This window comes from Bradyrhizobium sp. 187, from assembly GCF_023101005.1.
Lineage (GTDB): Bacteria > Pseudomonadota > Alphaproteobacteria > Rhizobiales > Xanthobacteraceae > Bradyrhizobium > Bradyrhizobium canariense_D.
Genome location: NZ_CP064693.1, coordinates 499,155 through 511,469, shown reverse-complemented (window position 1 = coordinate 511,469; position 12,315 = coordinate 499,155). Strand labels below are relative to the sequence as shown.

General features: G+C 61.9%; 10 protein-coding genes. 4 read left to right on the top strand and 6 right to left on the bottom strand.

The window, feature by feature from the left end:
• The first annotated feature begins 409 nt into the window (after nucleotides 1–409).
• Nucleotides 410–2,200 carry an adenylate/guanylate cyclase domain-containing protein gene (locus IVB19_RS02460; RefSeq protein ID WP_247820958.1) on the top strand — a complete coding sequence of 597 codons (1,791 nt, stop codon included), beginning with the start codon at nucleotides 410–412 and terminating at the stop codon, nucleotides 2,198–2,200.
• Nucleotides 2,201–2,352: 152 nt separating this feature from the next.
• The gene (locus IVB19_RS02455) at nucleotides 2,353–3,315 is read left to right on the top strand and encodes an ABC transporter substrate-binding protein (protein WP_247820957.1); all 963 of its coding nucleotides are present in this window, start codon (nucleotides 2,353–2,355) and stop codon (nucleotides 3,313–3,315) included.
• 131 nt (nucleotides 3,316–3,446) lie between these two features.
• Here IVB19_RS02455 and IVB19_RS02450 read toward each other — a convergent pair whose 3' ends face one another.
• Nucleotides 3,447–3,956, bottom strand: coding sequence for a DUF2867 domain-containing protein (locus IVB19_RS02450; RefSeq protein ID WP_018453046.1), 510 nt, complete (start codon nucleotides 3,954–3,956; stop codon nucleotides 3,447–3,449).
• A 273-nt stretch (nucleotides 3,957–4,229) separates the two neighbouring features.
• Between IVB19_RS02450 and IVB19_RS02445 the strand changes: the two genes are divergently transcribed.
• Nucleotides 4,230–5,252, top strand: a complete 1,023-nt coding sequence (locus IVB19_RS02445; protein ID WP_247820956.1) for an LLM class flavin-dependent oxidoreductase — start codon at nucleotides 4,230–4,232, stop codon at nucleotides 5,250–5,252.
• A 45-nt stretch (nucleotides 5,253–5,297) separates the two neighbouring features.
• Here the strand turns inward: IVB19_RS02445 and IVB19_RS02440 are convergent, their stop codons facing one another.
• From IVB19_RS02440 to IVB19_RS02420, 5 genes are all read right to left on the bottom strand, one after another.
• Entirely contained in the window at nucleotides 5,298–6,878 is a 1,581-nt protein-coding gene (locus IVB19_RS02440) for a hypothetical protein (protein WP_247820955.1), read from the bottom strand.
• A 78-nt stretch (nucleotides 6,879–6,956) separates the two neighbouring features.
• Nucleotides 6,957–8,120: a glycoside hydrolase family 5 protein gene (locus IVB19_RS02435; RefSeq protein WP_018453043.1), complete on the bottom strand. Its 1,164-nt coding sequence runs from the start codon at nucleotides 8,118–8,120 to the stop codon at nucleotides 6,957–6,959.
• Between the two features lie 2 nt (nucleotides 8,121–8,122).
• Nucleotides 8,123–10,276, bottom strand: a complete 2,154-nt coding sequence (locus IVB19_RS02430; protein ID WP_247820954.1) for a GumC family protein — start codon at nucleotides 10,274–10,276, stop codon at nucleotides 8,123–8,125.
• 151 nt (nucleotides 10,277–10,427) lie between these two features.
• Nucleotides 10,428–10,586, bottom strand: a complete 159-nt coding sequence (locus tag IVB19_RS02425) for a hypothetical protein (protein WP_018453041.1) — start codon at nucleotides 10,584–10,586, stop codon at nucleotides 10,428–10,430.
• Nucleotides 10,587–11,284: 698 nt separating this feature from the next.
• Nucleotides 11,285–11,731, bottom strand: coding sequence for a hypothetical protein (locus IVB19_RS02420; protein ID WP_247820953.1), 447 nt, complete (start codon nucleotides 11,729–11,731; stop codon nucleotides 11,285–11,287).
• A 266-nt stretch (nucleotides 11,732–11,997) separates the two neighbouring features.
• Here IVB19_RS02420 and IVB19_RS02415 point away from each other — a divergent pair, with 266 nt between their 5' ends.
• Nucleotides 11,998–12,222 (top strand): hypothetical protein, encoded by a 225-nt coding sequence (locus IVB19_RS02415; protein ID WP_240543316.1) that lies wholly within the window; start codon nucleotides 11,998–12,000, stop codon nucleotides 12,220–12,222.
• Nucleotides 12,223–12,315 lie beyond the last annotated feature (93 nt).

The window sequence follows — 12,315 nt, the reverse complement described above, 5'->3', positions numbered from 1 at the left end:
CGCGCGGAGGCTCGAAGCAACCGTCCTCCGACTTGAATCCATTCAACACAGCAGGCGTCGATGCGCGCCCGGATGCGCTGGGGAGCGTAGTCGTAAACCCGATAGCTCGCGGGGTAACCGGTGTCCGCTCTGTCCGCGAAACCGGACATAGCCAGTCCCGCCTTGTGAGTCAGCTAGGGGCCAATAAGCGACTTCACGTCCTCGTGTAGAGAGCCACGTCACGAATCTTCCGGCAAAGCGTCCCGGGGTAGACGGATCGCGAAAACCATTGGCTGTGCGGTAGATGACCAGCCCGCTTTGGATCCTCCCGAGCTCAATGCCCGGGCTACCCTCCACTCCGTACTCTGGGCGACGGCTGGCACAGCAGCTGCTTCCGTCGTACAAGGTAGACCGTGAAGAGGTTGCCTGCATGCAGCAACAACCGCCAGTCCGGATCCAGCGTAAGTTGTCGGCGATATTGGCAGCTGACGTCGCCGGCTATTCGCGACTCATGCACACTGATGAAGAGGCTACGCACCTCAAACTGACAACGCTTCTAGCGGAGGCAGTCGAGCCCGCGATCGCCGAACATGGTGGTCATATCGTGAAGAACACCGGCGACGGGTTCCTGGCAACGTTTCCAAGCGCGGTCCAAGCGGTTCGGGCTGCGGTGCAGTTCCAGACCCACATCACAGAAGTTACGATTGCTGACAAGGAAGACAGGCGTATTGCTTTCCGCGTACGCGTCAATATCGGGGACGTAATCGTTGAGCCCGATGACATCTTCGGAGACGATGTCAACATTGCCGCGCGGCTTGAGAGCATCGCAGACCCTGGCGGCATCTGCATCTCGTCTTCTGCTTACGATCACGTCCGAGGTAAGGTCGGAATTGAGTTCGCTAGTCTGGGTGAGCAGAACCTCAAGAACATCGCCGTTCCGGTCAGAGCCTATACGGTAGTTCGGGATCGGTCTGACTCGGCGTCACGATTTGATCGCTCAAGCTCAAATCCACTTTCACCGCCTCGCCTTTCTATAGTTGTGCTGCCGTTCGCCAACCTTAGTGGTGATCCTGAACAAGACTACTTCGTCGATGGCGTAACTGAATCTCTAACAACGGACCTGTCACGCATCAGTGGCTCGTTCGTCATCGCCCGAAATAGCGCCTTCTCGTACAAGGGGAAGTCAACAGATGTCCGGCAGGTTGGACGCCAGTTAAACGTCCGTTACGTGCTTGAAGGGTCCGTGCAGCGCAGCGGTGATCGGCTTCGCGTGAACGTGCAACTCATCGACGCTGAAAACGGCAAACATCTTTGGGCCGAACGCTTCGAGAAGCCGCTCGTCAACCTTTTCGACATGCAGGACGAAATCGTATCGAGGCTCGCTAACACGTTAGATGCCCAGCTCATTGTTGCCGAGGCGCGACGAGCGGAACGTTCGCTCCATCCCGATGCAATCGATTTATATTTCCAGGGCATGGCTTCAATATTCAAGGGTCTAACCATCGAGCACCTTAATGAAGCGCGCGGCTTTTTCGAACGCGCCTTGGCCATCGATCCCCGATCTGTTGCGGCGCTGGTCGGCACGGCATTCGTCGATCTGACAACCGGTGGCGAGATGTTAACTGATGACCGGGCAGCGCGCTTTTCCGCAGCGGAAGCGAATGCGATCAAAGCACTGTCGCTGGCTCCGGACGATGCCGTGGCTCACCTGATCCTAGGAGACGCCTATATTTTTACGTGCCGCGCTGCCCAAGGGATTGCTGAATGCGAGCATGCGTTGGCACTTAATCGCAATTTGGCCGAAGCTCATTGTTATATCGCCTTCGCGAAGTATTGCATGGGGCGTGCTGCTGAGACCGAGGGCCACATCTGCGAGGCTCTCCGCCTCTCTCCTCGCGACGTCTTTCACTACCGGTGGATGAATGTCGTCGGCCAGGCCAAGCTGCAGATCGGAGCGGATTCAGAAGCTCTCGGTTGGATACGAAGAAGTATTGAGGGCAACCGCAATTATCCATTCGCCTATTTTACGCTCGCCGCTGCCTTGGGCTTGGTCGGTTCTCTGGATGAAGCGCGATTCGCTGCAAACGCGGGACTTGCGCTTAATCCAAGTTTCACAATTCGTCGCTTCCGCGCCTCCGCCTCCAGCGACAATTCGATTTACCTTGCCGGGCGCGACCGAATTTGTGCCGGCATGCGTCTTGCCGGAATACCGGAGGGGTGACGTCCGCTTCGGGTCACAAGCAGTCCTCGACCGGCTGCCCGCCGCAGGTCAAGCAATGGGCCAGTTCCAGACTCTTGCACCGCAGCAAGCGAAACCATGTTCTTTGAGAAAGCCGCTTGCTAACCTCGCGCTGCGGACTGAAGGAGGGACACGTGGCTCGTTTAATAAGTCGTCGTGCCTTGCTTATGACCACCTGTTCGATTGCCATTGCCACCGCTGTGAACGCTGAGTCGTCGCGGCCATGGCGCGTCGGACTGGTTACCTCCGGGCAAAGCGACCGGATTATCGGGTGGTTCAGAGAAGCTTTCAAAGCCAAGGGTTATCGGGAGGGCAAGGACCTGATAATCGAACTGCGAGAAGCCAAGGGCCGTTACGCGCTGTTGCCAACTCTGGTTGAAGAACTCGTTTCGCTAAAGCCAGACGTCATAATTGCTGAAGCAACACCCGCGGTTGCAGCGGCACAACGAGTGACCTCGACGATTCCGATCATCATGTCGCCATCCACTGATCCCATAGGCTCTGGCTTCGTCAAAAGTTTTGCCAAGCCCGGGGGCAATATCACTGGCGTGGCGAACATGTTCGCTGACCTCACTGCCAAGACGCTCGACATCATTCGGCTTGTGTTTCCCAAGCTCCAGAGAATCTGTGTGCTCACTTCAAACAACCCAGTGCATCCGGCCATGGCCGAAGTGGCCGCTAATGCAGCGAGCGCGATCGGCGTTTTGGCCCAACCCTTCGTTGCTCCCAACCCGGAGGACCTCGATAAGGCGTTCGCCGATATGCAGGTGTCGAAGTGCGAAATCGTTTACGTACTGGCGGACCCGCCGAGGCGGGCATTGCCGTCAATTGCACTCAAATACGGGCTGCCCACCGTATATCAGGTCACCAATTACCCAGACCTAGGTGGGATGATGGCTTATGGCCCGGACATCAAGGCTCTATTTCTACTAGCGGCCGATTACGTCGATCGCATCCTAAAAGGGGCGAATCCAGCGGACTTGCCGGTTCAGCAACCGACGAAATTCGAGTTTGTGATCAACCTCCGAACGGCCAAAGCATTGCACTTGGCTGTCCCGGAGCAAGTGCTCTTACTCGCGGACAGAGTGATCGAGTAGCGATCGTTTTGGGACACCGAAAGTCTGCTCCGGGTCACAAGCGGTCCTCGACAGATTGCGCGGCAAGTCAGCTGAGGGGCCAGAAGCCGACTCGTTGGTCGACCGCAGCCGGTCACGACCACCAAGCCTGCTCAATTCTTCATTGCTCTTGCCGCCTGTTCCAAACTGGCCGGAACGATCACGCGATGAAACGGTGCTATCGTAGCAAGATAGATGCGCCCCAGTCGGTTATGGCAATGCACCACGGTACCCGCGACCAGCTCGCGCCCATTTGCTGCATCGGCGCGAAGTTGAATGGTGACGCGGAAGTCGAGATGCCGGTCATCCGCACCCACGACCAACTCCGTCGCACTCTTTGACAGCACCGGGAAGAAGCCGATAACCGGCCCACGCGCCGCCGCGGCAAGACCGACGGCGCGCGACGATTTGACCGCGACTGCCGCCATCACCACATCGCGGACACGCGTGAGCGCACGAATCCACCACGCCTGTCGCTCGAGCGCGGCGCGTGCCAGCACCTCTACATCATCGCTGGCGCCCGCCGGCAGTTGAATTGCAAAGGCGTCCAAAAGGTCCGCGCCCGCGTAAAGCGGCGCAAGCACGCTGTTGCTGGGCATCGGCACGGCGCGCGCTTTTGTCATGGGATCAGGTACCGCATGCCGGGGAGGGGCGTAGCGCAGCCGGCGTTGCAGAGGATCTTGCCGCCGCCGTCCTTTTATATCCACGCGCTCTGCAACGCAACAATCCTGCGGCGCACATGTCTCAGTTAGGCCAAAAGGCCAGCTGGCAGCGATGTCTGCTTCGGTCCGCTTCCCCCTCGAGGAGCGGCACTTACCCATACGCGCTTCCCAGGTCGTCATCTTTCCTCCGGCCGAAGTGTCGCAAACTCCTCCCGTCCTCCATATGTTGCCTCCATGAAAAAGATCGGATTCCTCTCCTTCGGGCACTGGACGCCCTCGCCGCAATCGCAGACCCGCTCGGCTGCGGACACGCTGCTGCAATCCATCGAGCTTGCGGTTGCGGCGGAAGAGCTCGGCGCCGATGGCGCCTATTTCCGCGTGCACCATTTCGCGCGCCAGCTCGCCTCGCCCTTTCCGCTGCTGGCCGCGGTCGGCGCCAGGACCAGCAAGGTCGAGATCGGCACGGCCGTGATCGACATGCGCTACGAGAACCCGCTGTATATGGCGGAGGACGCAGGCTCTGCCGATCTCATCGCCGGCGGGCGCCTCCAGCTCGGCATCAGCCGCGGCTCGCCCGAGCAGGTGATCGATGGCTGGCGCTATTTCGGCTACGGGCCGGCCGACGGCGAGAGCGACGCCGACATGGGCCGGCGTCATGCCGAGGTCTTTCTCGACATCTTGCGCGGCGAAGGTTTTGCAAAACCCAACCCGCAGCCGATGTTCCCAAATCCACCGGGGCTGTTGCGGCTCGAACCGCATGCGGAAGGTCTGCGCGAGAGGATCTGGTGGGGTGCCGGCTCGAACGCCACGGCGGTCTGGGCCGCCAGGCACGGCATGAATCTGCAGAGCTCGACGCTCAAGAACGACGAGACCGGCGAAGCCTTCCACGTGCAGCAGGCCGCGCAAATCCGTACCTATCGCGCAGCCTGGAAAGAGGCCGGCCACCCCCGCGAGCCGCGCGTCTCCGTCAGCCGCAGCATCTTCGCGCTGATCGACGATCGCGACCGCGCCTATTTCGGCGGCGAGCGCGGCAGCGAGGACCAGGTCGGCTTCATCGACCCGCGCACCCGCGCGATCTTCGGCCGCTCCTATGCGGCGGAGCCTGATGTGCTGATCGAGCAGCTCCGAGCGGACGAGGCGATCGCCGAGGCGGACACGTTGCTGTTGACGATTCCGAACCAGCTCGGCGTCGACTATTGCGCGCACGCCATCGAGGCGATCCTCACGCATGTGGCGCCTGCGCTGGGGTGGCGGTGACGCCTGGACTGCCGCACAATTTTTAAAGGTTACGGCTTTTAAAGGCTACGTCGCGGGCTGGTAGTGTGCCAGCCGCTCCGGATCGGCATCCGGAACGGAGACCGTCTGCGCCCTGATCTGGCTGCCGATGACCAGTCCGGTGAGCGAGAGCATGAGCCCCAGCGCCAGCGGCGCGAACAAGGCCTCTTCCTGAAACAATCCATTCAGCAGCACGACCATGACGCCGAAGCCCGCGAGCCCCTGCGTCAGATATCCGGAGAACGCATAAAGACGCCAGGCCTTCAGCGCCACCGCGAAATGAAACGCCAGCGGAACGAGGGCGGCGATGCCCATCTGGTACAGCAGGACCCCGATCGCACTCTCGACGGCGCCGTTGGTCGTTCCGGCGGCCTGCGCGGCGCTCCAGTCGATCGAGAAATAATCGTCCGACAGATTTCCGCCGACGCCCAGGCCGCGGCCAAACGGCTTTTCGAGAAATCCGTTCAAGCCGCCCATGAGGCCGAGGACGTGATAGTCGCCGATCTGCAAGCCGACGCGGATCGCGACAATTGCAAACACGATCAAGGTCACGAAGCCGAGCCATAGCGTCACCACGGCGCCGAGCAGACGGGTCGATATCCAGGCCGTGGCGACGAACACCACCACGATGAGCGCTCCCTTCACGCTGCAAACGATCAGCAGCGGCAACGCCACGAGGGCCAGAACCGGACGCCCTACCGAAAACAGGAAAAGCCCGAAAAACGCGATCCCGTACGCGAAGCTGATCGGGTGCATATTCGGCCCGTGGATGCGGAGGATCTTCGACACGCCGAACCCTTCGAGCAGGGGCGTATTGAGAAAGTCGAAGCTGAAGCGATCCTTCAGATCGACCGGCACGTTGCCGGTGGCGCGCATCTCGGCTTCCCAAGCGCCGGAGCGGGCCGCCTTGAGCTCGTCGAAACCCCAGAACGTGTAGCCGTTGGTGACGGCCAGCCAGAAATCCCGAAACGCAAACTCGACGTATCCGCACAGGATCAGAATGACTCCAAGCGTCACCAGGAACGGCGTGGCGCGAACCTCATAGGTCGCGGCCGTCAGCAGCGAGAGCTGAAACAGGAACAGCGGCAGCACGATGTTGCGCAGATAGACCGTTGCCGCCTGGCCGTCCTGGACGAAGCCGATCGCGAAATACAACGACACCACGGCGAGGGTCACGACGCCCCAGCGCATGATCTGATTGACCTCAGTCGACCGGTTCCTTTGGCCGGCGACGTAGAGCCCAAATGTCGTCAGCCACATCACGGAGCAGACGAGAAAATTATAGCCTTTGATGAAGTCCAGGTCGGACGGCGCCGAAATCAGCGGCGACAGGATCGAGACGAACAGGTTCTGGAAGAACAGGACGAAGATCGCGATCGCCGGCGCGTAGGTTGGAGCCGCAACCACGATGGCGATGGCGACGAGAACTTCGACGGTCAGGGACAGGACCGGGCTCGCCCCGTGCAGGACCGGCACAAAGCCGATGGTTGCGATGGCGATGCAGAGCGTCGGGATCAGCTCGCGCCAAGGCGAACGTGAAGGCGAACGCGAAGGCTCGGGACAGCCCGCCTGCACGGCTTGAAGATGCGGTGAGGTCCCGCCACTCATGACTCGTCCTTTGGCGCAGCGCGGCGGCCACGATAGCGGCAGGATGCGTAAGGATTCGTTAACGATGACGGACCGGCTTCAGCGGCGGCCCGGCTTCGCGGCGCCGAACAGCGCGCGCATGACGTCGGGATCGGGCTTGCCGGTCCCGTTTTCGAGCAGGCCGAATCCCTGCGCCAGCTCCCAATGCGCCCAGCCCCAGCAATGCGCCCGCGCATATGCGGTCACGGCCGCGAGCCAGCGTACGCGGCTGTCCCGGGGCGCCGCGGCTTTCAACACGCCAAATTCGTTGATGATGATCGGCCGCGAAAATTGCTGCTGCCACGCGACCGCGGGCGCGAGCCAGCGGCTGACATCCGGCTTGTCCCTGGCGGCGGCAATCGCCGTGTCGAGCATGAGGAGCGCCTTCGTCGCGCCTCTGTCCTGCAAATCCCGGCGGAGCGCCTGAACCCCGGGATCGCCGGCGCTGATCGGATAACGCAGATCCGTGATGTCGTGCAGCGGATCCTGCACGTCCCAGTGGCCCTGGTGTGTGAACACCATGGGATCGTAGAAATGGATGGCGTAGACGACGTTTGGATCCGGCAACGGGCGAAACCGCGGCAGCGAGTCCGCGCGTTGCCAGTCGACCGGGCCGACGATCAGCGTGGTCGCGGGAAGCAATTGGCGAACGAAGGCGGCGAGCGTTTCGACCTGCTTTTGCCATCTGCCGGCTTCGATGTCGGGCTCATTGAGCAGCTCGGCGAACACGCGGTCGGCCGGGAACGATTGAATGACCCGGGCGAGCGTGCCCCACGCATCCTCCAGCTCGCGCAGCGAGGCGTCGGCGTCGTCCTTGTGCAGGCGATTGAAACGATCGCCGGGATGAAGATCGACGGAGATTGAATAGCCGAGCGAGATGAGCTGCTTCAATGCCTTGTCGAGCGCACGCAGCGTCTCATCGCGTTCCGCTTTCGAAGCGAAGCGCAGCATCACGCGCTCGGCCGGCACCGGCAAGCGGACATGACTCATCCCCGCCTTGCGAAGCTGCTGCAGCAATTCGCGAGTTGGAGGCGCGGATTTTTCGCCATTGATCCAGCCGTCGGCATTGAACCCGCGCGACAGTGCGGCGAGCCTGTGCGGCGCGACGGTCTGCGAGGCAGGTACGCAAGTTTCGGCCGATGTCGCGGAGGCGAGCGACGTTGGCATCAAGATCGTGGATAGCAAGATCGTGGCAAGGAGCAGACGACGGCACGGCGTCGCCATCGTCAAACCGCCCTGCTAAGCGCACCGCCGTCAGGGTGAGGCGCGGCAGAGCCGGCGGGCGCATGATTGACGACGAGACCGGTCGGCACGGTGTCGTACTTCGACAGCGCGGCGGTCACCCGTCGCATCGCCGCCGAACCGAGCTCGCCGGCGCGCACCACCGGGATGATCAGGTCCGCGTGCGCGGCGAGCGCGATCGCATCTGGCTGCAAGGCAAGATTGTTCGCATGGACGATGATCAGGTCGAACTCCGAGCGAATGTCGTCCTCCGGCCGCGCATCGGCCTTCCTGCCGGCGCTCAGCAGCTCGTCGATCGACTGGAGTCCTGCCGTGGTCGAGCCGTCCTGCCATTCGGTCACCGGCGGCTGGGCGCCCGCGAATTCCGGCTGCAGCCGGATCAGCACGCTCATCATGCCGCGATTGACGGCCGCGCGGTTGAGCGAGCGCGCAACGGTGTTGCCGCCGGCGCTCTTGCCGACCGACAGCACGAGGGCGACCTTGCAGCCACGCACCGGGGCACGATCGATACGCTCGAGCAGCGGACGCAAGTGAGCGCCGAGATCGAGCTCGGCTGGGGCGGCAATCGGTCGTTGCCAGACAGTGTTGGGCGCAGCTCCCGACATCAGTTCGGGAATGCGGGACCAGACCGGAAGGTTCGGCATCGCCTCGGGTTGCTGCACGGCCGGAGCCGGACGTTGGGCTTGCCGATTGGGCGTCTCCCTCGCCTCCGCCCGCGCGGGCGTTCGAGCCGGAGCCTCGGCAGGATCGGACTTGTCGGACATGCTCGTCATCGCCGCAACCGTAGCGGTTGACGTCAGCAGCGAGCCGATCGCGAGCGCGGCGAGCAGCAAGGCGAGCGGCGGACGCGTCGAGCGCAGCGGCGGGATCGCGGGCGAAGCGATCTTGGTCTGCGAGCTCTGAAGCTGACGCTGCTCGTTGGTCGTCTTGAACCGCGACAAAAACTGCTCGTAGATGTTCTTGTTGGCATCGGCATCGCGCTGCAGCTCCTGCAGCTTCACGAGCGCCTGGCCGTCCACCAGCATCTGCGTCTCGACCGCCTTGAGCTGCTTTTCCAGCGCGGCCTGCTGCTCGAGCTGGGCCTCGTATTCGGATTTCGCGGTGTCGATGTTCTTCTTCCGCTCGACCTCGATCTGCCTGTTGATGTCAGCCAACTGGCTGTAGGAGATCGCAAGATCAGGATGGCGGTCGCCGTAGACCGCCTTCTTCTGTGCGATCTGGTCGTTCAGGGTCGAGCGTTGCGCGCGCAGCATGCTCAGGAGATCCTGCTTCACCGGACCTTCGACATTGGCCTTGAGATCGCGCTGCACCTGCTCGTAACGCGCCTTGGCCTCCTCGGTGCGCGCGCGAGCCGCGGAGACCTGCTGGTTCAGGTCGGTCACCCGCAATTGCTGGGTGGTGGAATCCTTGCCGGCATTGAGGATCTTGTGCTCGAGCCGGAAGGCTGCGACGGCGTCTTCCGAGACGCGCAGGCGCTCGCTGAGCGTCTTCAGCCGGTCCTTGAGCCAGTCGGCCGCCTCGTCCGTCGCATCGCTGCGCACGCGGCTCTGGGTCGCGACGAACGCCTCTGCGATGGCATTGGCATAATACGCTGCCCGCTCCGCACTGTTCGAGGTGAACGAGATGGCGATGACGTAAGTCAGGCCGCGACGCGAGATATCGAGGCGGCTGCGGAGTTTTTCGAGCAGGCGCGTCATGTCGGTATGACCGCCTGAGATATCCTCGTCGTCGGCGATCTTGAGCTTCTCGATCAGGGGCCGGAGAAAGCCGTCCGACTTGGCGATCTCGATCTGGCTCTGAAGCGCAGCGGCGTCCTGGCCGATGCCAGGCAGCACGTCCTGATCCGTGGTCACGCGCAGCTCGCGAGGATCGACCACGACGAGCGCCGTCGCGGCATAGCGGACCGGCAGCACCATCAGCACGGCGACGCCGAGCGCGAAGAGTGCCAGCGCCAGCATCAGGATGCGCCGGCCGTTCTCACGCAGGAAAGAGAACGCGCCGGTGAGGGTCAGCGATCCCTTGATCAGCGCGGGGGCGGTGTTGTCGGGCGTCGCCGCCGCAGCCAGCGGCGCTTCCCACGAAGCCGCGGGCTCCGTCGGGGCGATGCTTCGCGGAGATGCGCTTCTACCGAACGCCATGGGGTTGGACTCGAAATCAACTAACAGGCACAGCCTAGAGACTTGCTGCACCGTAAATATCCATGGTTAACCCGCGGTTACGGCTGCCGCGAAGCTCGGTAAACGGTTCGTTAAGGAGACGACGCACTTCGACGACCCGGCGCGCCGGATCTCAAAACAAAGCGGCGTTGCCAGCCTGCCCGTAGATCATTGCGGCCACGAGAGAGAGCAGCAAGCCCGCGCCCGAAAAGATCACGAGGACTTTCAGAGTTTCGACATCAACGTTGGTTCTCGTCGCGCGGGATATCGCCTTTGCCAGTGCAGCCATCATCGCCAGCTCCGAACAGGCCGCGCGGAGGCGCGACCTGTTTTGTCTAGCGTCATTGGGCGCATTTGCGTGTGAAGCAGATTACAAGTGATGTTGCGTGCTGCACCTCGCACCGCCGGCCGAGCGTGCCTGGATCTTACCATTCATAGCGCACCGCGCCCTTGCCTGCGCAGCAGCGCGTGACGTTGCCCTCGCGTATCACGGTCGGTCGCGCGGTATGCATCTTGTGCGGGAATCGGCCGACTTGCTGACACTTTGCGGTGCAGGCTCGCGGCCGGTATTATTCTCAACTGATTCTCGTCTGACGAGGTACGGATGTCGCGGCCGATCATCGGCGCGGTCCCTGTCAGGCGGAAACGATCTTGGTGCCGAGGATGATTCGGCGTCGTCAGGGGAGGACAATTTGCCATGCCTGGGATGACTGGACTGCAGCTGGCCGGCGCTGTCGCCGCGGAGCGCCCCGGGACGATCATCCTCCTGAGCACGGGATACGCAGAGATTCCCAGCAACGAACGATCCAGCCTGCCGCGTTTATCAAAGCCATTCGACCAGGCTGCGTTGGCGAAGGCAATCGAGGCGGCAATGCGCGAAGACGAGCCAAGCGGATCCATCGTCGCTTTTCGGCCGAAGAGCGCGTGAAAGCCGGATGATGAATGGCGCACCGTCTGGTGCGGTCCCGATTCGGAAGCGCCAATGGTCCATCAAATCCCGCCGGGAAGCTCAACGCCCGCTTCCGTCAGGTCACGGAGGAATTTCCGCACCAGGAGCATGTTGGTTCTCTGCAACTCGTGATTATTGCCGAACTTGAACTGGTTGGCTTCGGTTACGATCAGACCCTGGTCGGTCTCGCGGAAAATGCCTTGCTTCTTCAAGCGATCGGCGCGCCGCCGAACGGTTTCGATCGGCAGACCGAAAAAGCGGGACAGGGCGGCACGGGAAACGCCCTGCTTGATCTTGTCCGGCTCCACCGCCTGGATACTGCCAAATTGCCGGTCGAGTTCGGGGGACTTCATGATCTTGAGAACGTTGGCGTTCAGGACCGCATGAATGATCATCAAGTCCAGCGGATCGAAATCGTAGTGGCGGAACATTTCGCTGGCTGCGCACAGCATGTAGGCCAACGAGTGGCGGGAGACGGTTCGGATCAAATCCGACGCGATGTCCTCGCCTTCAGTCGTACCAACCATCACCAGTCCCCGCTTCTACGGATGTCCGGTCCGACGCCCACAAGCCGGTTCTATGTATCCGTGGCGCACCGCGCGTGAGGCAGGACCGGTCTGCTGTTCCCCCAATATGGGTATGGTTGCGGTTCAATCGGGTCAATAGCCGGCTTGTCGGCAATATCATTTTCACCGATACGGGATTGAGTGGCCGGGCGCGCAATTGGCGCGTGCCAACGGTGGTCGTGGGCCAAATGACATTCATCATCGAAGCTGTAAAAGACGACTGCCGCACCGTGGATTTCCGTGACAGCGCGATCGTTGCGGTGATCCTGGCCCGCAAGCATTCGGTGAATGGTTTTGTAGTGTCGATCACGGCTCCGGACGGGCAGCTTTTTTCCGCCGATCAGTTCAACCGTTTGCTGACGAGCAAGGGGCTTGGTTCGGATCTGGCGGCGCAAGATGTAGGGCGGCGCTAAAGCGGGCTTTGTCGGCGGTACGCAGAATCCCGAACAGTGCAATTGATTGTCATCGCGCCGAAACGGGTGCGCCGCCTGCGGACGAAACGAATG

Coding starts and splice junctions, on each gene's coding strand:
- IVB19_RS02450 (WP_018453046.1), bottom strand. CDS start 3,956: ATGACAAAAGCGCGCGCCGTGCCGATGCCCAGCAACAGCGTGCTTGCG.
- IVB19_RS02415 (WP_240543316.1), top strand. CDS start 11,998: ATGACATTCATCATCGAAGCTGTAAAAGACGACTGCCGCACCGTGGAT.
- IVB19_RS02430 (WP_247820954.1), bottom strand. CDS start 10,276: ATGGCGTTCGGTAGAAGCGCATCTCCGCGAAGCATCGCCCCGACGGAG.
- IVB19_RS02445 (WP_247820956.1), top strand. CDS start 4,230: ATGAAAAAGATCGGATTCCTCTCCTTCGGGCACTGGACGCCCTCGCCG.
- IVB19_RS02440 (WP_247820955.1), bottom strand. CDS start 6,878: ATGAGTGGCGGGACCTCACCGCATCTTCAAGCCGTGCAGGCGGGCTGT.
- IVB19_RS02435 (WP_018453043.1), bottom strand. CDS start 8,120: ATGGCGACGCCGTGCCGTCGTCTGCTCCTTGCCACGATCTTGCTATCC.
- IVB19_RS02425 (WP_018453041.1), bottom strand. CDS start 10,586: ATGATGGCTGCACTGGCAAAGGCGATATCCCGCGCGACGAGAACCAAC.
- IVB19_RS02460 (WP_247820958.1), top strand. CDS start 410: ATGCAGCAACAACCGCCAGTCCGGATCCAGCGTAAGTTGTCGGCGATA.